The 25,230-nt window shown below is 41.8% G+C and carries 19 protein-coding genes; 12 read left to right on the top strand and 7 right to left on the bottom strand.

What is annotated here, in order from left to right; translation table 11 throughout:
* The first annotated feature begins 63 nt into the window (after nt 1–63).
* From OA91_RS18270 to betA, 4 genes are all read left to right on the top strand, one after another.
* The gene (locus tag OA91_RS18270) at nt 64–951 is read left to right on the top strand and encodes a bile acid:sodium symporter family protein (protein ID WP_063339399.1); all 888 of its coding nucleotides are present in this window, start codon (nt 64–66) and stop codon (nt 949–951) included.
* 293 nt (nt 952–1,244) lie between these two features.
* Nucleotides 1,245–1,550 (top strand): isoamylase early set domain-containing protein, encoded by a 306-nt coding sequence (locus tag OA91_RS18265; RefSeq protein WP_046015984.1) that lies wholly within the window; start codon nt 1,245–1,247, stop codon nt 1,548–1,550.
* A 602-nt stretch (nt 1,551–2,152) separates the two neighbouring features.
* A complete protein-coding gene (gene betB, locus OA91_RS18260; RefSeq protein ID WP_063339398.1) occupies nt 2,153–3,610 on the top strand; it encodes a betaine-aldehyde dehydrogenase in 1,458 nt (485 codons plus the stop codon).
* A gap of 85 nt (nt 3,611–3,695) precedes the next feature.
* Nucleotides 3,696–5,363 carry a choline dehydrogenase gene (betA, locus tag OA91_RS18255; RefSeq protein ID WP_063339397.1) on the top strand — a complete coding sequence of 556 codons (1,668 nt, stop codon included), beginning with the start codon at nt 3,696–3,698 and terminating at the stop codon, nt 5,361–5,363.
* A gap of 54 nt (nt 5,364–5,417) precedes the next feature.
* Here betA and OA91_RS18250 read toward each other — a convergent pair whose 3' ends face one another.
* Nucleotides 5,418–6,302, bottom strand: coding sequence for a LysR substrate-binding domain-containing protein (locus OA91_RS18250; protein WP_197477841.1), 885 nt, complete (start codon nt 6,300–6,302; stop codon nt 5,418–5,420).
* Nucleotides 6,303–6,379: 77 nt separating this feature from the next.
* On the opposite strand from OA91_RS18250, the gene OA91_RS18245 reads away from it, so the two are divergent.
* Nucleotides 6,380–7,408: a permease gene (locus OA91_RS18245; protein ID WP_082828001.1), complete on the top strand. Its 1,029-nt coding sequence runs from the start codon at nt 6,380–6,382 to the stop codon at nt 7,406–7,408.
* A gap of 187 nt (nt 7,409–7,595) precedes the next feature.
* A complete protein-coding gene (locus OA91_RS18240) occupies nt 7,596–9,419 on the top strand; it encodes an acyl-CoA dehydrogenase (protein ID WP_046015981.1) in 1,824 nt (607 codons plus the stop codon).
* A gap of 530 nt (nt 9,420–9,949) precedes the next feature.
* Here OA91_RS18240 and OA91_RS18235 read toward each other — a convergent pair.
* Entirely contained in the window at nt 9,950–10,936 is a 987-nt protein-coding gene (locus tag OA91_RS18235; protein WP_082828000.1) for a TIR domain-containing protein, read from the bottom strand.
* Between the two features lie 269 nt (nt 10,937–11,205).
* Between OA91_RS18235 and OA91_RS18225 the strand changes: the two genes are divergently transcribed.
* Nucleotides 11,206–11,493 carry a helix-turn-helix domain-containing protein gene (locus OA91_RS18225; RefSeq protein ID WP_063339394.1) on the top strand — a complete coding sequence of 96 codons (288 nt, stop codon included), beginning with the start codon at nt 11,206–11,208 and terminating at the stop codon, nt 11,491–11,493.
* Here OA91_RS18225 and OA91_RS18220 read toward each other — a convergent pair whose 3' ends face one another.
* The 3 genes from OA91_RS18220 to OA91_RS18210 form a co-directional block, all read right to left on the bottom strand.
* Nucleotides 11,494–12,168, bottom strand: coding sequence for a GNAT family N-acetyltransferase (locus tag OA91_RS18220; RefSeq protein WP_063339393.1), 675 nt, complete (start codon nt 12,166–12,168; stop codon nt 11,494–11,496).
* Nucleotides 12,169–12,333: 165 nt separating this feature from the next.
* Complete coding sequence (locus tag OA91_RS18215) at nt 12,334–14,286, bottom strand: bifunctional 2',3'-cyclic-nucleotide 2'-phosphodiesterase/3'-nucleotidase (protein WP_063339392.1); 1,953 nt, start codon at nt 14,284–14,286, stop codon at nt 12,334–12,336.
* 180 nt (nt 14,287–14,466) lie between these two features.
* Complete coding sequence (locus OA91_RS18210) at nt 14,467–15,828, bottom strand: aminotransferase-like domain-containing protein (protein ID WP_063339391.1); 1,362 nt, start codon at nt 15,826–15,828, stop codon at nt 14,467–14,469.
* Between the two features lie 203 nt (nt 15,829–16,031).
* Between OA91_RS18210 and OA91_RS18205 the strand changes: the two genes are divergently transcribed.
* A complete protein-coding gene (locus tag OA91_RS18205; protein ID WP_063339390.1) occupies nt 16,032–16,913 on the top strand; it encodes an NAD(P)-dependent oxidoreductase in 882 nt (293 codons plus the stop codon).
* A gap of 14 nt (nt 16,914–16,927) precedes the next feature.
* On the opposite strand, the gene OA91_RS18200 is transcribed toward OA91_RS18205, so the two are convergent.
* A complete protein-coding gene (locus tag OA91_RS18200) occupies nt 16,928–17,599 on the bottom strand; it encodes a zinc metallopeptidase (RefSeq protein ID WP_046015977.1) in 672 nt (223 codons plus the stop codon).
* 225 nt (nt 17,600–17,824) lie between these two features.
* Between OA91_RS18200 and OA91_RS18195 the strand changes: the two genes are divergently transcribed.
* The 4 genes from OA91_RS18195 (at nt 17,825) to OA91_RS18175 (ending at nt 24,203) form a co-directional block, all read left to right on the top strand.
* Nucleotides 17,825–18,412 (top strand): DNA-J related domain-containing protein, encoded by a 588-nt coding sequence (locus OA91_RS18195; RefSeq protein WP_046015976.1) that lies wholly within the window; start codon nt 17,825–17,827, stop codon nt 18,410–18,412.
* Nucleotides 18,413–18,588: 176 nt separating this feature from the next.
* Complete coding sequence (locus OA91_RS18190) at nt 18,589–21,129, top strand: EAL domain-containing protein (protein ID WP_063339389.1); 2,541 nt, start codon at nt 18,589–18,591, stop codon at nt 21,127–21,129.
* A 137-nt stretch (nt 21,130–21,266) separates the two neighbouring features.
* Complete coding sequence (gene mltA, locus OA91_RS18185) at nt 21,267–22,394, top strand: murein transglycosylase A (RefSeq protein WP_063339388.1); 1,128 nt, start codon at nt 21,267–21,269, stop codon at nt 22,392–22,394.
* A 216-nt stretch (nt 22,395–22,610) separates the two neighbouring features.
* Entirely contained in the window at nt 22,611–24,203 is a 1,593-nt protein-coding gene (locus tag OA91_RS18175; protein WP_046015973.1) for a cation:proton antiporter family protein, read from the top strand.
* Between the two features lie 87 nt (nt 24,204–24,290).
* On the opposite strand, the gene purU is transcribed toward OA91_RS18175, so the two are convergent.
* Complete coding sequence (gene purU, locus OA91_RS18170) at nt 24,291–25,163, bottom strand: formyltetrahydrofolate deformylase (protein WP_063339386.1); 873 nt, start codon at nt 25,161–25,163, stop codon at nt 24,291–24,293.
* Nucleotides 25,164–25,230: the final 67 nt, after the last annotated feature.

The following is a 25,230-nucleotide window of genomic DNA, read 5'->3' as shown; positions in this document are numbered from 1 at the left end:
ATTGGGAAGCTGAATTATTAATGTTTAAGCTGGTGAAAAAAATAACAATTAAAGAGAGACAAAATGAAAGCGGATTTACTTATTCAAGTCGTGCTCCCTGCAGCTCTATTTATCATAATGCTTGGTATGGGGCTGTCACTTAAACCTTTAGATTTCAAACTCGTCATAGCCAAACCTAAAGCAGCACTACTAGGGGTATTAGCCCAAATGCTGATGCTTCCCATACTGGCTTACCTCATTATTTTAAGCTTAAACATTGAAGGCCCTTTAGCTGTTGGCCTCATGATTCTCGCTTTATGTCCTGGTGGCACCACTTCAAATTTATACACTTATTTGGCCAAGGGAGATGTCGCCCTTTCTGTCACGCTCACCTCAGTGGTTAGCTTGATTGCACCTTTTAGCGTGCCTTTCATATTGCTTATTTTCATGGACTTACTATTAGGGGCTGGCGAGCAGGTAAATTTGCCCATAGTAAAAACCATCATTCAACTGCTTGTGATTACTGTCTTACCCATATGCTTAGGCATGTTGATTTTCCGCTTTAAACCCGGTTTTGCCATCGCAGCTGAAAAGTTTGTCAAAATATTTTCCGTCGCCTTTTTGCTATTAATTGTGGCGGGAATTGTCGCTAAAAACATTAACCACATGGGTAGTTACTTCGCACAAATGGGGCTTGCGACCTTGCTACTCAATATTGTTTGCATGCTTTTGGGCTTTACCTTGGCAAGATTGGCAAAGCTCAACTTGGCGCAGCAAAAGTCCATCGCCATAGAAGTTGGTTTTCAAAACGGCACCTTAGCCATAGTCATCGCTCTTACCTTGTTACAAAACACGGAAATGGCTATCGCTGCTACCTGCTACTCATTACTCATGTTTGTCACAGGTGCGGTTTTCACACTGATTTTAGGTAGATTTAATGGCGCTGAAACACCTGAATTAGTCAATAAATAATATTTATCATTGGCTAGTCCCAACGGCTAGCCAATGATTTTTTGTTAAAGTCTTTGCCTTATTTGTGGGCAATAAAACTAAAGCTCTGCCTTTTTGCCCCAGTTTTTTCCATTTCTTTTACCTAAGAAAAAAGTGCAAGCCTACTTTTCTATTAGCAATTCCCCGCTATCATAATATTGTCCCTTATCTGTCACATAGGCTAGATAACATAAGTAAGGATTGCCTTTATCTGGCGCGAGAATTGCAGTAAAGAATCAAGGTATTTCTTGTTTTGTCACGACATGGAGTTAAGCATGATTGAAAAAAAATATTTAAAAAGTAAGCCTGTTTGCAAAGTAAAATTCGCCCTAAGTAAAGAGCAAGTAGCTGATGCAAAAAGCATAATGCTAGTGGGTGAGTTTAATAATTGGGATGTGGCTGCCACTCCGATGCGCAAACAAAAGTCAGGCGTCTTTGCCTCTACTTTAGATTTGGCTATTGATCAGACCTACCAATTTCGTTATCTGATAGACGGTAATATTTGGATTAATGATGACAAGGCAGATGACTATGTCGCCAGCCAAGTCAGCCATGAATCCAACTGCGTTGTTCATGTCTAACGCATAAATTGGCTTAACTACACATTAAGGAACCTGCGAATAAGTCCTCCCGCCTCAGCGTGTGGATAAAAGTGCATAGATTTATGGCGAGGGGCGTAACTTAATAGTTATTCTATTGATAAGGCCCTTAACTTAAAGATAGGGCTTTTAGGCCACGCCCTTCGGGTCTTTCAGAAAAAGCGCCACCCTGTGTTGTCCCTTTTCGAAAGGTGCCTACATTACGTCAAAGTGACGCCTTGCTTGACGTTTTTTCTGAAAAGACTGAGAAGAGGTGACTTGTTCGCAGGTTCCTTAAGCCAAGCAAGTTTGCCTCTTAGTCGCCTAAGAATACATATTTAGAGACCACCTTTTAACCAATTAAGAGGTGGTTTTTTTTTGCCCTTAAAAGGTTAATCTGAATGACAAATTTACGACCTAAGCTTAGCTATTAACACCAAGATTTAAACTGGATTTTCATGCGGGACTTACCTAACGCAAAAAACCGTGTACAATGTTTTTATTAAATGAGCGTTTAATAAAAGACTTTTATCTTAATAATAGTCCAAACTAAAGCGTATCAACCTTATTTTTGTCGACTCGCAAAACTTCGTCAGGAGATTTTTATGACAACTCAACAACAGTATATTCACGGACAGTATCAAGCCTCTACCAGTGGCGAAACTTTCGATACGATTAATCCTGCCACTGGCGAAGTTATTGCTAGTGTCGAACTTGCTTTAGCTGCTGAGCTTGAGGCCGCCGTTGAATCAGCAAAAGCGGGCCAAAAAGTTTGGGCGGCGATGAGTGCTGTAGAACGTGGTCGTATTCTAAAACGTGCTGCTGAGCTGTTACGTGAAAATAACGAAGAGTTGGCTAAGCTAGAAGTGCTAGACACAGGTAAGCCAATGCAAGAAGCAAACTGTGTTGATATTCTAAGTGGCGCAGATGTGATCGAATATTACGCTGGTCTTTGCGACAAGATCCAAGGTGAATACCAAGACCTTGGCGATGGTAACTTTTACTACACTCGCCGTGAAGCATTAGGTGTGTGTGCCGGTATTGGCGCTTGGAACTACCCAATTCAAATAGCTTGCTGGAAATCAGGTCCTGCTCTTGCGGCGGGTAATGCGATGATTTTCAAACCTTCTGAAGAAACGCCTTTAACAGCCCTTAAGCTCGCAGAAATCTATACTCAAGCTGGTTTGCCAGATGGCGTATTTAACGTACTTCAAGGGGATGCGAGAACAGGTCAACTTATTACCGCTCACCCTGGCATTGCCAAAGTGTCTTTCACAGGTGAATGTGGCACAGGTAAAAAAGTGATGACTTCTGCGGCACAAACACTTAAGCAAGTGACCATGGAACTCGGTGGCAAATCACCTATGATTATCTTCCCAGACACTGCGGTAGATGTGGCCGTTTCTGGTGCTATGCTGGCGAACTTCTACACCCAAGGTGAAGTTTGTACTAATGGTACTCGTGTCTTTGTTCACGAAGATATGATGGAAGCGTTCAAAGCTGAGCTGAAAGAACGCACAGAAAAAATGATCGTTGGCGATCCACAAGACTTAGACACTCAAGTGGGCGCTTTGATTTCAAAAGATCACATGCATAAGGTGCTAGGCTTTATTGATGCAGCTAAAGATGCGGGTGCAACCTTGCTTTGCGGTGGCCATCAAGTGACTGAAAACGGCTTAGAGAAAGGTGCTTTTGTTGCGCCGACTGTATTTGTTGATTGCACAGATGATATGCCACAAGTTAAAGATGAGATCTTTGGCCCTGTTATGTCTGTTTTATCCTTTAAAGATGAAGACGAAGTCATCGCTCGCGCAAACGATACTAAGTTTGGTTTGGCTGCTGGTGTCTTTACTAAAGACTTTAGCCGTGCTCACCGTGTTATTGCGCAACTAGAAGCGGGGATTTGCTGGATCAATAACTGGGGTGCGTCACCTGCTGAAATGCCTGTAGGTGGTTATAAAGAATCAGGGATTGGCCGTGAAAATGGTGTAGAAACATTGCATCATTACACTCAAGTTAAGAGTGTGTATGTCACTTTAGAAGACATAGAGTCTCCGTACTAAGAAATAAACAGATTCATTCTCTTTTCGAGTCCCAAAAGAATTAGTATGCACTCATCTAGCAGGATGAATGCAAGTAGGTTAAAGCATGGCAAACGAAACATTTGATTACATCATAGTCGGTGCAGGCTCAGCAGGTTGCGTCTTAGCAGACAGGCTAACGGCATCGGGCGAGCATAAGGTACTACTGCTAGAAGCGGGCGGTTCTGATAAAAGCATTTTTATCCAAATGCCGACTGCACTTTCTTATCCTATGAACACAGAAAAATATGCATGGCAGTTCCATACAGATAAGGAACCTTATGTTGATAACCGTGAAATGCATTGCCCTCGTGGCAAGGTGCTAGGCGGCGGTTCATCGATTAATGGCATGGTGTATGTGCGTGGTCATGCGTGTGACTTTGATGAATGGCAAGAACATGGTGCCCAAGGTTGGGATTACCAGAGCTGCCTACCTTACTTTAAGCGTGCTGAAACTTGGGTAAAAGGGGCTGATACTTATCGTGGTGGCAATGGCCCTGTTGGCACCAATAATGGTAACAACATGAGCATGAACCCTCTCTACCAAGCTTTTATCAATGCTGGGGTTGATGCGGGTTATGGCAGTACCGATGATTACAATGGCTACCGTCAAGAAGGCTTCGGCCCTATGCATATGACAGTAAAAGATGGTGTGCGTGCATCCACTTCTAATGCTTATTTAAGAACGGCCATGAAGCGTAGTAACCTGACATTACGTACAGGTGTGCTAACTCATAAAGTGATCTTTGATGGGGATACAGCAACAGGTATTCAGTTCGAAAAGAATGGCAAAGTCGAAGTAGCGAACGCAAGTAAAGAAGTCATCTTAAGCGCTGGCTCTATTGGCTCACCACAACTATTGCAACTGTCTGGTATTGGTCCAAAAGATGTTTTAGAAAAAGCCGGTGTACCGCTTTTCAAAGAACTACCTGGTGTGGGTGAAAACCTGCAAGACCACCTTGAAGTTTACTTCCAGTATGAGTGTAAGCAGCCTGTTTCTCTTAACTCTAAGTTAGGTTTAATCAGCAAAGGCATGATAGGTACTCGCTGGATTCTATTTAAAGATGGTTTGGGTTCTACCAACCACTTTGAATCTTGCGCTTTTATCCGTTCTCGTGCGGGTCTTAAATGGCCAAATATTCAATATCACTTCTTACCTGCTGCTATGCGTTACGATGGTCAAGCTGCGTTTGATGGCCATGGTTTCCAAGTACATGTGGGGCCAAACAAGCCAGAGAGTCGCGGTAAGGTTTGGATTGAAAATGCCGACCCTAAAGCCAAACCTCGCATTGTGTTTAACTATTTAAGCACAGAGCAAGACAGACAAGACTGGCGCGATACTATCCGTCTTAGCCGTGAAATCCTTCAGCAGGATTCTCTAACCGAGTTTCGTGGTGAAGAAATTCAACCAGGCATGGCAGTTGAGTCTGATGAGCAAATTGATGCCTGGGTTAGACAGAATGTCGAAAGTGCTTATCACCCATCTTGTACATGTAAAATGGGGGCTGACTCAGACCCTATGGCAGTGCTCAATGCCAATTGTGAAGTACGCGGAGTTAACTCACTAAGAGTGGTAGATTCTTCAATCTTCCCGACAATCACGAACGGTAACCTTAACGGCCCTTCTATCATGGTGGCTGAAAAAGCCGCTGACATGATTCTCGACAAAGCACCACTACCAAGTGAAGATGTGCCTGTCTGGATTCATGATGATTGGCAGAATAGCCAAAGGTAAACCTCTAGTTTGTGTAAAGAAGGCTGATTTATCGGCCTTTTTTTATGCTTGGAATTAACTCGCAAACTTGGATAATGACAGGGCTTCTCTAATTGAATTCTCCATGGCATTGCACAATTCTGATTGCTTAGTATGTCGTAACAAAGCAATAGCAGAAGAAGGCAAAGGTGGAAAACCATCTACCTCTGTTAAGATTCTCATATTAGGCTCAACAGAGTTAACCGATAACATAGCAACCGCAATGCCGGCGTTTACCGCTGTTTTGATTCCGGCAATACTCTCACTTGAAAAGGTGACCTTGTAAGGACGATTTATATCTTCAAGGGCATCGATCGCCGCCTCTCGCCACCAGCATTCTCTATCATAAACGGCCAGAGGCACAGCTTGGCCATCAACTAGCTGCAACGACTCATGGGCGACCCAAACACTGTCTTCTTGCCAAAGCATGTCATCCTGCCCTTCTTCAGGAGAGGCCAGATACAAAGCGAGATCAAGCTCACCCGCTTGAATTGCTTGGGGGAATTGAGAGCTCAAACTACATCTCACACTTACCTCAACATCTGGGTTGTGCGCTAAAAAGTTACGTAAACTGGATTCTAAGATAGCAAGACCACAATCATCGGGAACACCCAAAGCTATTCTGCCAGACAGTTTATTACTAAAGAGGCCTGCGATTCGATTAACCTCTGCAATCAACTTACGAGCTTCAGGTAAAAGCCGATGACCTTCCTCCGTAAGCAACATGCCTCTTGGCTGTCGGTAAAACAGCTGGGTTGAAAATGACTCCTCCAGTTTTTTCACCTGAACACTGATCGCTGATTGGGTGCGATTTAGGTAATTTGCAGCCTGCGTCAGATTGCCAGTTTCGGCAATGGCAACAAAAGTTCTAAGTAGATCACTGTCTAACTGTGAGCGTTCGATATTTTTCATGTCAGCCATAATAATCATTCATTTTAAATATGATAATAACCTAGATAAGCTAATTATCAATCTCACTATTTAGGAAGTTACTTAAAATGATAAGCCGCATCAGCCACACCATGAGGCGAATAGATTTAAAGCCAGTTGCTGTGATCACCCTTTTCGCCATTGCCCTAATCCTGTCGCCGAACACCGTTTTTGGCGCCCTCCAATTTGCCGCCAATAATTTCATTAGTATCCTTCCTATGATGCTTGCAGGTCTATTACTCAGTGCCAGCATGACTGCCAGTAACGCCATAAGACTTCTAGTCAAAGGATTTGAAGGGAAAATGACAAGTATGATCATACTGTCTTCTGTGATTGGCGCACTCACTCCTGTTTGTGGCGCCACAGTCTTGCCCCTTATCGCAGGCCTATTAATAGCGGGAGTACCCCTGGCTCCTATCATGGCATTTTGGCTGTCATCCCCAATTACAGATCCAGCCATGCTCTCACTAACTGGCGCAACGCTAGGTTGGTCCTTTGCCATAGCAAAAACCTTAGGTGCCGCCCTTGCTGGTCTCTTTGGGGGCTTTATCACCCTAAAACTTTGCCAATTAGGTTTTATGTCTGATCCGATGAAGCAAACCCACTTGAATTCAACGAATAAGAAACAATGTAATGCTTCAGGTTGTCACAGTGACAGCCCTGTTTTATGGCGATTTTGGCAAGAGCCCAGCAGAGTAAAAGTCTTTTTTAATACCTTGATGACAACAGGCAAGTTAATGCTCATCTGGCTTTCGCTGGCTTTCATCGCCGAATATTATATTAATCAATTTGTGCCATTAGATTGGCTACCAAGCTTATTTGGTGCTGATAATGTTTGGGCTGTGCCGTTAGCGGCCTTAATCGGTGCTCCTATTTATCTAGATGGTTATGCCGCATTGCCTTTGATTCGCAGTTTAATGGATGCCGGAATGCGACCTGATGCCGCCTTAACTTTTTTAGTGGCAGGCGGTATCACCAGCGCCTGGGCTGCAATTCCCGTGTTTGCTTTAGTTAAAAAAGAAGTGTTTTTTCTTTACCTTGTTTTGGCGATAAGCGCATCAATCTTAGTGGGCTTAACCCTTGGTCACTTTTTATAAAGCTAGCGATTAAAGTTAAATGAAGTCCTGCAAGCTAAGCAAACATGTATCGCCCTTGCGCCAACGAGCGCCTCTCTTTTTAAACTAGGTACTAGCTATAGTGCCTAGCTTCATCATATGATGTGAGGTAATAATAAAATTAAAAATAATAACAAAAACACATTTAACCTATTCAAAAGGAAGCGCTATGTCTGACGTTAAATTAATCGATGATCGTGATATTGAATTTTTACTCTACGAATTTCTGGATACCCAAGCATTACTGGAACGACCTAGGTATCAAGAGCACTCACGAGAAATCTTTAACACCACATTAGACACAGCAAAAACCATAGCGCAAAAATACTTTGCTAATCACAACAGCAAAGGCGATGAGAACGAACCTAGCTTTGATGGAGAGAAAGTCCACCTGATTCCTGAGACGCAAGCGGCTTGGGATGCTTATGCTGAGGCAGGCTTTTTAGGTGCCGCTTATGACTTTGAAGAAGGCGGCTCGCAAATGCCAGAGATTATTCTGCGCGCGGCCATGGGCTATATTACGGCTGCCAATCCTTCTACTACCGTGTATCCTTTTTTAACCCTTGGTGCTGCTAACCTAGTGCGTAGTTTTGCTAGTGACGAGCACAAAGCAACCTACTTACCGCCTATGATGGATGGCCGCTTTGCAGGCACTATGGCACTGACAGAGCCTGGCCAAGGCTCAGCTCTTGCGGACATTACCACCAGCGCTAAACCACAAGCGGATGGCACTTATCGCATCTTTGGTCAGAAGATGTTTATTACTGGGGGCGATCAATCTCTCACCGATAACATCATACATATGGTTCTTGCCCGAGTTGAAGGTGCGCCAGCGGGCACAAAAGGCATTTCCATGTTTATCTGCCCTAAAGTACTCATCAATGAAGATGGAAGTCTGGGTGAGCGTAACGATGTGGCTCTAGCAGGCTTACTGCATAAAATGGGCTACAAAAATGCCACTTCTACCGTGCTTAATTTTGGTGAAAAAGACGGTGCTGTCGGCTATCTAGTGGGCGAAGAAAATAAAGGCCTGAGTTATATGTTCCAGCTGATGAACGAAGCTCGCATCAGTGTGGGTTCAGGCGCGAGTTTATTAGGCTATCAAGGTTATAACTACTCTCTAGAATATGCTCGTAACCGACCACAAGGTCGTCCACCAACAGACAGAGACCCTACCAGCAAGCAAGTAAATATTGTCGAGCATGCGGATGTACGTCGTATGCTACTGGCACAAAAAGCCTACTCAGAAGGCTCTCTCGCATTATGCTTATACGCTTCCTCTTTGTTTGAAGATAGCCAAACAGGGGCAACAGAAGAAGACAGAAAAGCCGCCTTTACCCTATTGGACCTCATCACACCTATCGTAAAAAGCTTCCCATCTAAATACGGTTTAAAAGCCAATGAACTAGCGATACAAATTTTAGGTGGCTCAGGCTATATCCGTGAATACCCAGTTGAGCAGTACTATCGTGACAACCGCCTAAATGCTATCCACGAAGGCACAGATGGTATCCATGGGTTAGACCTATTGGCTCGTAAAGTGCCCATGAAAGACATGGCGGGCTATCAAGCCATGTCAAAAGAAATGAAGAAGATACTCAAAACCATTAAGCAAGATGTGAACCTGCAAGAAGGTCGTATTCGCGAGTTTGCAGACGCACTAAAAGCCGCACTGAAAACCTTAGACAATACCACCATGATGTTGATGATGACCCTAGGCAAAGGCAAAATCGATCTAGGCCTTGCCAACGCCAACCTCTATTTAGACATGTTTGGTCGAGTACTAGTGAGCTGGGTATGGCTTAAACAAGCGGTACTCGCACAGCAAGCCCTTGACCTCAAACCGCACGAAGCAGATGAGCATTTCTATCAAGGTAAACTACAAGCAGCACAATACTATATTCGTTGGGAGTTACCTGAAATAGAACATCAAGCCAAACTCCTACAAGCCAATGATGATACTTGCTTAGCCATGCAGGACGATTGGTTTTAAACTTATTTTAATGAGTTATAACACGAGAAAAGCCGAACCAGATAAAGGTTCGGCTTTTTAATAGATACCCAAGATTCTTATATAGGTAAGTACCTAATAGACCCGATATTTACTTCTTCAGTGCTCACCTTAAGTCCAATAGTAATAAAACGTATTTTGAAGATTTATTCAGAATTTACCGTTAACTAAAAAGCCTATTAAACTCCTTATCTTTGAGTAAACTCAAAAATGCGAGATCATGGTTAAATAACGATTCAACTTGTCTGGGTGCCGGTGTCTTATTGTAATCCTATCAAGTTTAAAAAAGGGTAAAAATCAAAAGTGGTTAATAAGACAAAAGCACTTAATTATTATAAATAAAAAGTAGTGTGAGTAACTATTTCCTTATCGACACAAGAGCGTCCATATATTTATTGATTACTCATCGTTAAGTGGACAAAGATTGACTGAAGCCTTCTCTGACGCAGTTATACGAACCTCAAAATAGCCCCAGACTCTTTCTTAAAGGATCTATGTAAAAACCTCTGATATCAAATATTATTCAGGTCAACAGTTAAACCAGAGCCTTGCATTTCTTTTGCTAAGTCAAACTGCCAGCTGCTTGAATATGGCACATATACAACACCACCGATATCACCTTGAATCTCTATATTACCCTTGACGACAGCTGCAACTTTGTTCCGTCCAAGTTTTCCATTGAAGTAACCATGCTCAAACACAACATTTTGTCTTGCACGTTGATTTAAATAGTTATCTCCAATTTTACGCCCTTCGTCACAAGCGGTGTAAAGTATAACTGCGTATTTCACATCACTGTGCTCTTCAAGTTTTTCAATGATTGTACGACCACCGCTATGTTGATTCTTTAGAATTATAGGGGCAAGATTTAGCTTACGGCATAAGTTCTCAGTTTCACTCAGTAAGTGCTCATCGTGGCCATGAACAATAAAAACCTTATCCTTCATTGGGTATTGAGACGCATAGTTACTTTGAGCTGCCTGTATTTGATTCACTTGTGGTGAGATAAAGGTTGGCTTGGGTTGATCGGAAGACTGCTCTCTTGTTGGCCAAGTGTTATTTGATAGCTCAGACTGATAACTTGGTTGTGAAGATTGAGGTGCATATGGATTTTTGAATACATTACTATTAACCACTTGCGCTTGGTCTTTAGATATAACAAGTTCATTTGCAATATCTAAACAACGTTGACGTAAAGCGTCATTATGATTAGGGAGAGAGTACGATCGAGAATCACGTTCAATATCGTATTCTTCAATCATTGCTAACAACACTTTTCCGATTAGACTATCACTATGCTGATTAAAAAATGAACGGAACCTTTTAGCTTTCGAATCACCTATATCAGAGTATTTGTCGTCATAGATATCAATATCAAATTGCTCAAAAAACTCTGCAAAAGTACGATTAACGTAATGCAACACGTAGCCAGTACTCATATCGAAGTACTGCTCAATAAATTTTTGTTTCTTCTTGTCCAATGCCATTTTCAACCTCATAAATCACCCTATCTTATGTATGGTCAAATAACTGATCTTTCAAGAGCTTAAGATAAAAGTAGTTAGCTTGAAACTTAAAGGATTCTAGGTCTAAACCAAACCTGATAATTACGTATCGTTGCTTAGCTACGAATTAATTGGTGGTATTCGATCAATTTATTATTGGAAAAAGTCCGATGATGAAATTTGGATGCTAACCCTTTATAGTAAATCTGAAAAAGCCACCATATCAGGACATGTTTTAAAACAAATAGCAGAGGCAATTAGCAATGAATAACCGAGACATTGGTTTAGAAATCCTTGAAGGCCTAGAAGAAATTAAGTCCTTTAAAAAAGGTAAGACTCAGTTAAAAACATCTGAGCTATCTATGCCCTCACAACCTAAAGAAATACGCTCTAAATTAAACCTAACTCAATCTGCTTTCGCTGGTTTATTAGGCGTGAGTATGCGTACATTACAAGATTGGGAGCAAGGACGACGCTCACCTCAAGGCCCTGCCATCGCCCTATTACGCATTGCAGAACAGCACCCTGAAGTATTTTCAGACCTTCATTAATTACTTGTCTTTCTCTTTTCCGGCTTCGCCAGCCAGATTGGCGTTCACGTTATTCAGATCTGAACCTAAAGATATCGCATCGTCTTTATGTTCAATCCCTGACTGGGAAACTTCGGAAGCAGCTAGCGTAATCGGCTTTTGCTCTGGCATGTCATCTGTCACTAATACTGACATAAGCACCTTGTCATAAAAGCCTCCATGTCTAAAACCTGCTTGGCGTTGAATGCCTTCGTGATGATAGCCTGCGTTTTCATAAGCTCTGATGGCTGCCTTGTTATCCACAAAAGCAGTGAGCTCTACCCTGTGTAAACCCAGATCACGAAAAGCATAACGGGTTACCAATTGAGTCACATTGGTTGCAACGCCTTTGCCCCAATAATGTTTGTCGCCAATGAGGATAAAGTGTTCGGCACTGCGGTTTATTTGGCTCATAGACACTAAGCCTGTGTAACCCACCAACTTGCCTGTTTTAATACAGCAGATACCGAACAAGACCATTTTAGGATCTTGATTAACCTTGCTGAGCCAAACACCAATATCACTTTGAGATTGAGGATAGGCATAAGAAGAGGTACTGAACTGGGTAATTTCCCTGTCCTGTGACCAGAGATAAAATACTTCTGCATCTTCAGCTTCAAGTGATCTAAGTGTGACCGCTTGGCCTTTCATAAACATACTCTTCTCCTTGTGCTAACTAGATTTTCTCTAAATATCTTCTCTCTAAATTAGCTCGAAGCCAAGGTGAAGTCACGTTCCTCTCGAACTTTACGCCAATAAAAAAGCCTTATTGGGCATGATTACACCCAATAAGGCTTTTCTTACTTAACTATATTGTTTCGCTTATTTTAATAAGAACTGAGCAAAACCATCATCGAGGTCTTTATCAAATTCAACATTGTCTGACGCAACCGCTTTACCTTTAGGAGAAGTTTTAAACACGACTTTTGCATTGGCTAGCGTGTCTGCAAAGTGCCAGTTGCCATCTGCTTTAGGTGAAATCCTTGTTTGCGATAATAGGTAGTTAGCCACCACATCACGGTTCTTATCTGGCGCATCAATCACGATTGTTGAACCATCTAGATTAGGGAAATGACCGCCACCACCAGCACGATAATTATTAGTCGCAACCAAGAAGTCTTGGCTAAGGTCAATCGCCTTACCTTGGAAGGTAACATTCGTGATTCTGTGATTATCCGCGCTCACCATAGCACCTTTACTTTCATAACGAGCTGGCTGAGTCACATCGATTTGGTAATTAATACCGTCGATAACGTCAAAGTTATAAGTTGGGAAACCTGTGTTTATCAATTGCTGAGTAGTACTCGAATCACTCGCGTCAATCTGATTAAACTGACCCGCAGAGAACTCAAGCCACTCAACGATTTGAGCACCGTTTAACTTAACCACTTTAAGATCATTCGGGTAAATATAAAGGTCGCTGACATTTTTAAGGGCAATATCTCCTTTTTTCACATCCGTATAATAGTCAGCCCCACCTCGGCCACCCGCTTTAAATGGCGCACCAGCCGATAGGATAGGCAGGCCATCAAACGACGTGCCCTGAACAATATTTTTTACGTACCAAGTTTGCGCTTGGTTTACGACTTGAATAGAAGGATCATCCTGTACTAACGCAAAGAAACTATTGATATCTGATGTGGTTTCACCCACTTTTTTACGCATATAAGCCAAGGTGCCTTGGTGATCTTCTTCTACCACATTGTTAATGTCAGCTGCGGCTTCAACTAAAGAAATACTCTTACGCCCTTCACGCTTTGCAATTGCACGTACTGAACCAGTACCGTCAACCACTTCCCATTTGCCGTTTTCTTTTTCGAGAGTCAAATCAACCACACCTAGGTGACTTCCCCAGAAACCAGGCATAGTGGCAGCAACACCAAAGACGGTACCTTTTTCTGAATCAACACCTTCGTAAGCATCAAGGGCTTTATCACCAGGGAAAACACGGTGAGAGTGGCCAAACATGATGGCATCGATACCTTCAACCTTAGCTAGGTAATAAGTCGCGTGCTCATCCATGCCTTCACGAGGTGTGTCATACATACCAGAGTGAGGGATAGCGACGACGACATCTGCGCCCTTGGCTTTCATTTCTGGTACAAACTTTCTCGCTGTTTCCACGATATCTTTAGAAATCACCTTACCTGTCAGATTCGCTTTATCCCAAGTCATAATCTGTGGCGGTGTAAATCCGATATAACCTATCTTGATGGTTTGCTTATTGCCTTCAGAGTCGACTACTTCCTTATCTTTAATAATGTAAGGTTGGAAGTAGTTTTGATCGTTGCTAGCGTCATCATCACCATCATCAAAATAAACGTTTGCCACTACATAAGGGAAGTTAGCGCCATTCAAAGACTTCATCAAAAAGTCCAAACCATAATTAAATTCATGGTTACCAATATTAGCGGCGTCATAATCTAGTAGATTCATGGCTTTGAATGCAGGGTGGGTTTCACCAAATTTAAGCACCTTACCCTTAGCCACATAATCACCTAGCGGCGTACCTTGTAGTAGATCTCCATTATCCACCAAAACAGAGTTAGTCACTTCTGCACGTGCTTGGCGAATCAGGGTTGCCACTTTAGACAAGCCTACTGAGTTGCTTTGGCTATCTTTGTAATAATCATAATCTTGGATATGCATGTGAATATCCGTGGTTTCCATAACTCTTAACTCTACTGTTTGAGCTAAAGCACTCTGACTTAGCAATAGAGAGCCAGCAACCGCTGGACCCATTAAAAATGGTAAAGATTGACGCAACAAAGACATATGTGAGCTCCGATTAAATCGTGTTTATTATTATGTTAGCGATAGATTAATTCACGATTGATTCATTTTTATTAATTCTGACTAAAGAGACAGACTAACAGTAGAATTATCTAATGTGAACTCTTGTCATTACAAAAATCTGACAGAAGCATGAATTTTTTATGCTCACACTCAAATCGACTAAATAGGCATGACACTGAGGTTTTCACGCTTAATCAAACTAACAAGTTGCTTCAAACCAGATTGGAAAACAGCGTCATCGGCAATGGCCATCAAGGATATTCGAATACTATGGTTTGGCTGATTTTGAGCTTCAAAGAAGTGGCCGCTACTGACTAATACGCCATGCTCTTTAGCCGTTTGCACTAAGCTATTCACCTGCCAGCTTGGAGGCAAAGTCAGCCAAATATGGTAGCTTGATGCTTGGCATTGAAAAGTTAGGTCAGGTAGGGCTTGGCTTAGCATTTGTTTCGCAATTTCCTGCCTTTGTTCGGCGATCATCTTTTGCTCAGCAGCCATTTCAAAGGCCATGCCTGAATCAATTAACCTTTGTGCGCACTCGAACATAAAAGCAGAAGCATGCCAAACCATAGTACGGATATACTCACTCACATGAGACACCTGACTTTGCGGCGCTTTAATAAAGCCACACCTTAACCCTGGGCTAATCGCTTTTGACAAACTACTGATATAAAAGCTTTTTTCCGGTACCAAGTTAGTAATTGCCGGCACGGTTTCTTGGTTCAAAAAAGCATAGATATCATCTTCTAATAACCAGACGGGATGTTGCTGAATCACTTGTGCGATCGCCTGTCTTCGCGTCTTAGGCATGGTGACTGTGGTGGGATTTTGGTGAGAAGGTACAACAACAACGAGGCTAGGCTTAAATTGCTGACATACTTCATCTAACGCCTCAGCTTGCATTCCATGCTCATCCATAAAAACAGCAACGGGTTTACGACCCAAGCTTTTTATTATGGCAATCACACCTGGGTAAGTTTGCGCTTCTAGGGCGATATAATCCCCTTCCTTGCTATAGCATTCGATCAAGCTAGATAAGGCATGTTGCGCGCCATTACAGAGTAATATTTGTTCAGCACGACTTACCTCTAAACCATAGGCTTCACACCATAAACGACCCGCTTCTTTATGGACCATAGCGCCGGTATCTTCACGATAAGAAAAGAGTTGAGCGCTCATCTGCTGGGTAAAAATCTGGCTAAAAGTCGTTTGCAATTGGCTTAATTGTTCTTTAAAGCAGGGCTGTAAAATAGAGAAGTTTTTATCTTTTTCTTCTCGTTCTGATTGAATCACTTGCTTCAATTGAGGAAGTTTTTTGACGTAACTTCCTCGTCCGACAAAGGATTCCACCAACCCCATTTCTGTTAACAAACTATACGCTTTTGCCACGGTCACTGCTGTGGTTGAAAAGCTATCTGCCAATGACCTATGAGTCGGTAGTTTGCTTCCTTCTGGATATTGACCTATCTCAATTCTTGACTCTATTTTTCTAGCGATTTCGACATACTTTGCGGCTGTCACGGAATCTAAGCCCTCACACCTGGCAATTTCAATAAGAATTAGCGTATTTTGCTTGCACTATATGCAATTAAAACCTTTTCAAAATGCTATCTAAATACAAATGACATAAAAAATCTATGGCAATATAACAATTGACATAGGTTAATTTGAAAATTAATCTTTAAACATCATCTAGCCAGTCACTTTTAGTATAAGGAACTCACATGAAGACAATTAAAACTGCATTTATCGGCTTAGGCGTTATGGGCTACCCAATGGCAGGCCACCTTAGCAAACACGACTACCCTGTTACTGTCTTCAACCGTAGCCAAGGCAAAGCGGAAAAGTGGGCTACCGAATTTACAGGCGCATTTGCTAGCACACCAAAGGAAGCCGCTGCAGGGGCTGATATGGTCTTTGTCTGTGTGGGTAATGATAATGATGTTCGCAGTGTTATTTATGGTGAAGATGGGGTACTAGCAGGTCTTAAAGCAGGCAGTATATTAATCGATCACACCACCACATCTGCAGATCTTGCGATTGAATTACAACAAGCCTGTGAAAAGCAAAACGTTAGCTTTATTGATGCACCGGTTTCTGGTGGGCAAGCAGGGGCTGAAAATGGGGCTTTAACCATTATGTGTGGCGGCGCTCAAGCAAGCTTTGATCAAGCCTTACCTGTTATGAATAGCTTTGCCAAGCAAGCTCAGCTATTAGGCCCGAACGGCCAAGGCCAACGCTGCAAAATGGTAAACCAAATTTGTATCACTGGGGTGCTACAAGGTTTGAGTGAAGCCTTAATGCTGGCACAAAAAGCCGATCTTGATATTGCCCAAGTAGTTGATACCTTAAAACATGGTGCAGCGGGCTCTTGGCAAATGGCTAACCGCCTAGAAACCATGGCGAAAGATGAGTTTGATTTTGGCTTTGCCATTGATTGGATGCGAAAAGATTTAGCCATATGCCTTGAAGAAGCAGAGCGTCATAACATCACGCTACCTTTAACTGAAAAAGTAGACGCTAGCTATAAGAGCCTACAAGACCAAGGCTTGAATCGTATGGATACATCGGTATTAGTTAAAGCGGTAAAAACTGAAAATAGCTAATCAGATACTGCCAGCTAACGTCTAAACCAACGCCAGAAAAAGAGAACATTCAAAAGGGCTTGTGCCACATAAGTTAAGGCACAAGCCGTCAGAATCCGCTTAATTTTAGGGTAGTCTTTTGGCTCTAAGTAACGTCCTTCCAACAAGATAGGCAAGGCCTTATTAAAACTGGCATCCCACTCTTCTGGTAACATTGCAAAATATACAAATACTAAGCAAAAACCACTAATAAAGACCACCATGGCATGTAACGGCACGGCATAAGGAATATGGATAACCACAGAGATAACTGGCCATAACATCAAGAGAAATAGCGCTAAGCTTCTGACAAACTTAGCTAAAGGAGCATAACGTTTACTCAGTAAAGTAACCTTATCATTATTATGATAAGCCAGAGCATGTCCGACTTCATGTGCCGCTACTGCAACCGCTGTTAAAGATTTTGCTTGATAGGATTGCGGCCCTAAACGAACCGCTTTCGAATTAGGATCATAATGGTGCTTGTTCTTCTCTAAGGATTCTACCTTCACATTGTTAGCGCCATATTTGTCTAACAAGTGACGTGCAAGTTCGTCTCCTGTTCCCGCTAAATCAGGCCTCACATTACTATGTCGCTTTAATACATATCTCACCCACAAGGAAGGTGCGATAACCAACACCAATAGGACTATTATTAACAGTGGCACACAATCTCTCCGAGGTTTCTTCTATCATAGTTTATCTTGTTGTGCTTGGCTCAGCCTAAACCCGAGCCAAGAAAAAATTTAACAAGCTAACCTGTAAGATAAGTATAAAAAATCAGTTAACCTCTTCATACCTTACTTAACAAAGGCTAAACAAAATTCACTTTTATTAATCCTTTCCTGTCTTACACTTATATTAACTGCTTTATATTTATTTTAGGTGAATATGTGAATAACCCATTAATTCAGCCCATTCTTAGTATTCTCGAAGCCAGCAGCCAAGGCATTAGTGAGTTTGAATTATTACGTCTATTAGAACGAGAGACACCGATATTTGATGAATTAGGTGATGACCCAGATTTAAAGCTTTTCCGTAAGCACTTTTTAATTATGAATGCGCTTTATCAACTGCAAAGGAAACTTTGGCAGGAGGATGAAGTACGGCTCTATATCTCTCCATTACAAATTCACCTAGAGGCCGTCGCTCAAATTGAAATCAGCCAATCTAGTGAAATTGAAGATGGGGCTGAAGCCAAGTTAGCAGCTTATTACCTAGATTGGGATGAGTATGACAATACAGATGCTGAAGATGTGGCTGCCTTACTAAAAGGTTTTTATAACAAGCTGTTTAATCATGAAGATACAGAACAAGCTCTCGAAACCCTTGGCATTAAGAAAAACTCAACAAAATCAGAGATTAAGCAGGCTTATCGATTACTAGTAAAAAAAGCACACCCTGACAGAGGTGGTGATGCGAAAAAATTTATTAAACTACGAAAAGCTTATGAACACCTTATAAGTCAATCATATGCGTAAAAATCAGCTGCATTCTTACGAGTATTTCACGGCTTCTCCTACTTTAGTCCCTGTTGCATAAAAGATTATTAACTACACTTGAAATATGGTCCTTACAATTCTTTGACCAAGCTTAAGGGACAGCTAGCCCTTGATGAGGGCAGGCTTTAAATAAAGTTACCATTGGATGGTGTTAAATGTATAAGCTTCTCTTTCTACTCTTATTCGTTTTTTATGGACAAATAAAGGCGCAGGTTCAAACCTATCCAGAATTTGATGGTAACTATGCTAATCAAGATCTGCTCACAGCAAAAGAAGTTGAATATCAAAAAAGTCTAAGAGAGCTCAATCAAAATACTCAATTAAGTGGCAGACAAGCATTACAGCAACTCAGCTTTTCGACTGATATTTATACTGAATCACAAGGCTATTCTGATATTGCCTTCTGGCACCTGATTCCCCTCCCTAAGGCAAGCCGTACCAATCAGACAATCCACTTGAAGTTTGCCAACATCATGATTGATGAACTGAATTTTTATCTCATTAGAGATGGGCGCCAAATTAAAGCTTGGCAAAGAGGTGCTCAACAAGAGTGGCTACCAGGCAATGATAAGAATGCCATTTGGCTAGCCATCCCCCTATCCGATCAGATCGAATCTAGCTTATTAATTCGAAAAAAATCCAACTCCAGCTTACTCTCTCCTATCGCCTTTTATCAGGACAAAGGAGTAGAGACAGCCAAGCTGGAGCAAAAAGTCACTTGGACTGTTCTTACGTCAGCGCTTATCTTACTGCTCTTTTATAATATTGCGGTTTATTCCTTCTTTCGCGCACCCGCCTTCATTTATTACATACTGTTAAATTGCAGTTTAATTCTAGGCATAAGTGTGACTAACGGTATGGGCATATGGCTCTTCCCTGATTCAGTTTTCAGCTTTTTACACCAATTCAAAGCAACCATAAATGCGATTAGCCTATGGAGCGTTTATCGCTTTAGTATCTTGTTTTTTAACACTAAAAATAGCTTCCCCCTATTATGGAAAAAACGCTTTATTGGCGACACCGTTCTAATAAGTTACATCTGCGCTAGCCTAGTTTTTAGTTATCAAGAACTGATCACCAGTTTTTTAAGCCTGCAGCTAATTGTCAGCTTCATGTGTATTTTCGGTTTAGTACATACAGGCTCTCAAAAGAGCTGGGCCATAAAAAGCTACCTTGTCGCTTGGTCTTGTGTCATCTTTGGTGCAAGTGTGGAGACACTCATCTTCTTAAACGTTATTCCTTATACTCAATTTAGTTCTAATGTTTACCCTGTATGTACCATTATTGAGTTAATTGGGTTCTCCCTAGCTTTTGCTGAGAAGGCCCACAGCAATGAAATCAATCGCAAACATCAGCTCATCACTGATTTACATACAGGCCTACCGAATCGTCGCTTTTACTTCACTCAGTTAGAAACCAAATTAAAGGAACTAACACTAACCCAAGATTGTTTCGCATTAGTTACCATTCAATTTACTAGCCAACACTCAATGAACCATGTTTTTGGACCAGAAAAGGCAGATATTGCCATACGCCAAACAGCACTTGTCTTAAACCTCACCCTGTTACAAGACGAGAAAGCCATCACCTTTACCATGCCGAACAAAGACATGGCCTGCTTAATTAAGACAAGTACAAACACTTTGGCGTTTCTTTGTAAGGATAAGCATAAACTCGACGAGATAGTGCAGCAATTACAAGCAATACTCGATGGTGTCGTCACCATAGAACATTTTGATATGCAGCATCAGTACAGTATCGGTGCTGCGCTTTATCCTGAACATACCAATAATATTGATACGCTATTTCGCTATTCTTTAATTGCCGCAGATATTAACAACTTATGTAGTGACCCTTGGAGTCTGTTTAATCAGAATTACCAAATTAACCATATTTATCAGCACAAGTTGTTGGCACGTTTAAAAGAGGATGTAAGAGAAGAAAGGCTCACCTTTGAAGTACAACCACAAGTAGAGCTCAACAGCGGCCGAATTATCGGTGGTGAAGTACTCATTCGTTGGCACAATGAAGAAATGGGAAAAATTGGCCCAGATGAATTTATTCCGTTAGCGGAAAGTGCGGGCATAATTTACATGCTTACCCAGATGATCATTAACAAGGTGTTTGCTTGGGTCGCGAATAATCGCCATATTATCGAAAACAAACACCTCTCTATTAATATCTCTGCAAAAGACATACTCCGTAGCGACTTCTCCCTACAACTTATCAATGCCAGTATTTGCCATGGAGTACCACCAGAAAGCTTTATTTTAGAAGTCACAGAAAGCAGCTTCTTTGAACACAATAGTACGGTTGAAAACAATATTAAAACCTTAAAAGACGCTGGGTTTAGGCTTTCAATCGATGACTTTGGTGCAGGTTATAGCTCTATGCACAGTGTGATGATGCTATCTCCCGCGGAAATCAAAATTGATCGTATGTTTATTCAAAACCTACATAAGGACGAAACCAGTTTTACCCTGTGCAAAACCTTGGTTACCTTGATTACTGAGCTAGGTGCACAGACGGTTGCAGAAGGTGTTGAGGGCCAACAAACCATTAATCAACTACTTGAGTGGGGGTGTCAGGTAGGCCAAGGGTTTGGTTTGTATAAGCCTATGGCACCCAGTCAATACAGTGAGCTGCTAAACAAAAACAATAACTTAAGTTTCATACACCTGAAGCAGGAGACTTAAATTCTCTCGAAAAAATTGAACCCTTAACTAAAACTTTTCGCATAGAGCATAGTCCTAATTAGAAGCAGTCGTATGGAAAGGGCTTGTTCCTCCGTTGCCATAGGTCTATTCTATTTTTCTTTTTAGTATTATTTAATATGTCTCTTTCTAATCGTACATTTAAGTATCTCAGTGTTTTCACCTTGGCGATGTTTACCTTCGCTTGTAGTAAGCAAGAAATACATGACAGTAATGATTTTGCCAATAATGGCCGAGATACCGAAGCCCAAACTCGTCAAAGCCTTTATTTAGAAGAACGCCTACCACCGGCTCTTGCCTTCCCTGAAGCCAGTTTTTTAGAAGGCCTTAAACAGCAAGCTAGGTTTTTATCCCGTAAGTCGGATTCAGATAGCTACTTATTAGAAGACTTTGAAGTCGATAATAAGTCACTTAACCAATCTATTTCGCTCATTGCTGACTGGCTGGCGAACCCAACTCAGGCTCACAATATCAAGGCGTATCAATTACGTGGACAAGACGGCCGAGGCAATGTTCAAGTAACAGGTTATTACGTACCCGTAATTGAAGTACGTAAAGAAGCTCAAGGTGAGTTTATCTATCCCCTTTACCGTAAACCTCAAAGAAACAAAGGCGAGCAGTTACCCGATAGAGATTCAATAGATTTCGAAAACGTACTGGAAGGTCAAGGTCTTGAAATTGCTTACAGTAACAGCTTGATCGATAACTTCTTTCTCCAGGTGCAAGGGTCAGGCGTCGTACAGTATGAAGATGGCAGCCAAGCACTTTTATCTTGGGGTGGTGTTAATGGTCACGAGTACCGCAGCCTAGGCAAGGTACTGATAGAAAAAAATGAGATAGCCAAAGAAGATATGTCAGCTCAGGCTATCAAAGATTGGTTGATTGCCCACCCAGAAAGGCAAAGAGAAATACTCACGACGAACCCAAGCTACCTCTTCTTTAAAGAAGGTTTAAGCAAGCCTGTTGGTGCTGCCAATGTACCACTCACACCAAAATACTCGATTGCGGTGGACCCTAAGGTCATTCCACTTGGCTCAGTATTACTAGGCGAGCTTCCCATTCTAAATGATCATGGTGAGTTAGTTAGCCATGAGTACCGTTTGCTATTAGCTCAAGACAAAGGTGGGGCTATCAAGGGAGCAGGACATATAGATTGGTACCAAGGTATAGGGGAAGAAGCACACCACTACGCCAGTCAATTAAAGCACTATGGCCGTCTCTGGTTGTTATTACCAGATCACCTCTAGGGAACCTGCGAATAAGCCATTTGGTCTCTTGTCATCAGATTGAAAAAAACCTCGTTTAAACTCCTTCTCACATACTAAATCAGGCTTTTGATAAGCCTGATTTATCTTCTTAGTAAAACAAAGCCAAAACTCACAAAGCAATACCATTTCCCTATACGCCTTAACGCTGCTTTGCTTTATCATTGATTTATCAACCTTTATTAGTCATGGAATGTTATGGAATTTATTTGGATATTATTTGCTTTCGTTTGCGGCTTGTTGGTCAAGCTGATTAATCTGCCTCCACTTATTGGCTTTCTAATCGCTGGCTTTGCGCTTAACGCTTATGGTATCCAACCCAGTGACTCACTAAACACCATAGCAGATCTAGGCATCACCCTGATGCTCTTTACCATAGGGTTAAAGCTTCATGTAAAAGACCTGCTCAAGCGGGAAATATGGGCAGGTACCCTGTCTAATATGGTGCTCTGGTCAGGCCTCTTTGTTGCCATGTGCCTGTTTGGCTTTGCCTTAAGCCTGCCTTATTTCACATCTCTAGACTGGCAAACCTCTGCTCTTGTGGGCTTCGCCCTGAGCTTTAGTAGTACGGTTTGCATCATTAAGTTACTTGAAGAAAGTGGCGAGCTTAAAACGCGACACGGCCAAATATCCCTAGCGATTTTGGTTATGCAGGACATAGTCGCCGTCATCTTCTTAGTGGTCGCGACAGGTACCATTCCAAGTATTGGCGCACTTGCCCTATTTGGTTTGATCTTCGCTAAACCCTTATTTGGAATCGTACTGAATAAAGCAGGACACGGGGAAATGCTCCCCCTTGCAGGCATTTTCTTAGCACTCGCAGGTTATGAGCTATTTTATTTATTCAATGTAAAAGGCGACCTCGGCGCGCTAATTTTCGGTATATTATTAAGTTCACACCCGAAAGCGAGTGAGCTTACTAAATCTCTTATGAGCTTTAAGGATCTTTTCCTAATCGCCTTCTTCTTGTCGATTGGCTTTACCGCATTACCCACATTCGACATGCTAGTGTCTGCCTTCCTAGTTTCATTCGCACTCATTTTAAAGTTTGTTCTCTTCTTTGGTATTTTTATCCTATTAAGATTAAGAGGCAGGACGGCTTTCCTTACCGCTTTAGCACTGAGTAATTACAGTGAATTTGGTTTAATCGTGGCACAATTGAGTGTTGACTCTGGCTGGTTAGATAAAGAATTTCTTGTCATTCTAGCCCTAGCTGTTTCCATCTCTTTTGTGGTGACCAGTCTGCTTTATCGACGTGCTCATGATATTTACCATACTTACCAGCGCCTTATCCGCCGTTTCGAGAAAGTCGAGCCTTTGGCAGAAGATACTTTCATTCAGCCAGCAAAAGCAGATGTTCTCGTAGTAGGTTTAGGCCGAGTAGGTTGTGGTAGTTTTCACTCTCTCAATCGCGTCATGCCAAACAGCGTAGTAGGAATGGACGCTAATAGACTTAGAATCAATCGTCTCAAGTCAGAAGGTCACAATGTCTTCTTTGGTGATGGTGAAGATGCAGATTTATGGGAGAAGTTTGACGTCTCTGACTACAAGTTAGTCCTACTTGCACTCCCCTCTATTGAAGACTGTAGCAATATCACTATCCAATTACGTAAAGCGGGCTTTGAAGGCAAGGTAGCGGCTATCGCTCGTTATCAGGATGAAAGAGAACCGCTTATGGCCTCTGGTATTGATAATGTCTTTAACTTCTACACTGAGGCGGGTAATGGTTTTGCTGAGGAGAGTATGCAGCTACTCAAGGACTATAACCCTGCTAAACAAGTAAACGCCTAGGCGAACTAAAAAAACAGAACACAAAAAAGGCTGAACAATCATGATTGTTCAGCCTTTTTTCTAACAAGTATCAAACCATCTTAAGGATTATTTGAATACGACTGTCTTGTTACCGTCCAAGAAAACTCTATGTTCGATATGCAGTTTTAATGCGCGAGCCAAGGCCACAGTTTCAGTATCACGACCAACAGAAACTAGCATTTCTGGACTATAAGTGTGATCAACAGGTTGAACTGATTGCTCAATGATTGGACCTTCATCTAGATCAGAGGTTACATAGTGAGCGGTAGCACCAATCAACTTCACACCACGATGGAAGGCTTGGTGATAAGGTTTCGCGCCTTTAAAGCCAGGTAAGAATGAATGGTGGATATTGATCGCACGACCACTTAATTCTTTACATAGACTGTCTGACAAAATCTGCATGTAACGAGCTAATACCACAAGATCTGTGTTTGTCTCATTAACGATATCCATCAAGGCTAACTCTTGCTCACGCTTGTTCTCTTTATTAACAGGCAAGTGAACAAAGCGAATACCTTCACGCTCAGCCATAGGACGCAGATCCTTATGGTTAGATACGATAGCTGTGATTTCCATCGGCAGCTCGCCTTTACGATGGCGGTATAACAAGTCATCTAAACAGTGGTCAAATTTACTCACCATTAGAAGAACACGTGTTAGGGTCGACTTAGCATGTAGTTCCCATTTGATATCAAAAGGTTCTGCTACTGGGATAAAACCTTCACGAATTTCATCGACGGTTTTTTCGCCAGTTTCAATACGGCATACAGCTCGCATAAAGAACTGTTCACTGTCTTCATCTACATACTGATTGAGCTCTGAAATATAACAACCTTGTGAGGCGATATAAGAGGTCACTGCGGCTACTATACCGCTTTTAGCAGTACAAGATGCTTTCAATACAAATTCGTTAGAATCAGAATTTTGAATTGCCATATTTGAATAACCTTTAACTAATGCTGTTCATTGGATGCCTCAATATATTGAGGCGAGAAAAGTTTGG

The sequence above is a fragment of the Marinomonas sp. SBI8L genome (genome assembly GCF_001624705.1).
In the GTDB taxonomy this organism is placed as follows: Bacteria; Pseudomonadota; Gammaproteobacteria; order Pseudomonadales; family Marinomonadaceae; genus Marinomonas.
Note: the sequence above shows the minus strand (reverse complement) of the source record. Positions and strands in the feature narration are given on the sequence as shown.

Excerpts from the sequence above, each read along its gene's own strand:
- OA91_RS18270 (WP_063339399.1), top strand. The coding sequence starts at position 64 with ATGAAAGCGGATTTACTTATTCAAGTCGTGCTCCCTGCAGCTCTATTT.
- OA91_RS18265 (WP_046015984.1), top strand. The coding sequence starts at position 1,245 with ATGATTGAAAAAAAATATTTAAAAAGTAAGCCTGTTTGCAAAGTAAAA.
- betB (WP_063339398.1), top strand. The coding sequence starts at position 2,153 with ATGACAACTCAACAACAGTATATTCACGGACAGTATCAAGCCTCTACC.
- betA (WP_063339397.1), top strand. The coding sequence starts at position 3,696 with ATGGCAAACGAAACATTTGATTACATCATAGTCGGTGCAGGCTCAGCA.
- OA91_RS18250 (WP_197477841.1), bottom strand. The coding sequence starts at position 6,302 with ATGGCTGACATGAAAAATATCGAACGCTCACAGTTAGACAGTGATCTA.
- OA91_RS18245 (WP_082828001.1), top strand. The coding sequence starts at position 6,380 with ATGATAAGCCGCATCAGCCACACCATGAGGCGAATAGATTTAAAGCCA.
- OA91_RS18240 (WP_046015981.1), top strand. The coding sequence starts at position 7,596 with ATGTCTGACGTTAAATTAATCGATGATCGTGATATTGAATTTTTACTC.
- OA91_RS18235 (WP_082828000.1), bottom strand. The coding sequence starts at position 10,936 with ATGAGGTTGAAAATGGCATTGGACAAGAAGAAACAAAAATTTATTGAG.
- OA91_RS18225 (WP_063339394.1), top strand. The coding sequence starts at position 11,206 with ATGAATAACCGAGACATTGGTTTAGAAATCCTTGAAGGCCTAGAAGAA.
- OA91_RS18220 (WP_063339393.1), bottom strand. The coding sequence starts at position 12,168 with ATGTTTATGAAAGGCCAAGCGGTCACACTTAGATCACTTGAAGCTGAA.
- OA91_RS18215 (WP_063339392.1), bottom strand. The coding sequence starts at position 14,286 with ATGTCTTTGTTGCGTCAATCTTTACCATTTTTAATGGGTCCAGCGGTT.
- OA91_RS18205 (WP_063339390.1), top strand. The coding sequence starts at position 16,032 with ATGAAGACAATTAAAACTGCATTTATCGGCTTAGGCGTTATGGGCTAC.
- OA91_RS18190 (WP_063339389.1), top strand. The coding sequence starts at position 18,589 with ATGTATAAGCTTCTCTTTCTACTCTTATTCGTTTTTTATGGACAAATA.
- mltA (WP_063339388.1), top strand. The coding sequence starts at position 21,267 with ATGTCTCTTTCTAATCGTACATTTAAGTATCTCAGTGTTTTCACCTTG.
- OA91_RS18175 (WP_046015973.1), top strand. The coding sequence starts at position 22,611 with ATGGAATTTATTTGGATATTATTTGCTTTCGTTTGCGGCTTGTTGGTC.
- purU (WP_063339386.1), bottom strand. The coding sequence starts at position 25,163 with ATGGCAATTCAAAATTCTGATTCTAACGAATTTGTATTGAAAGCATCT.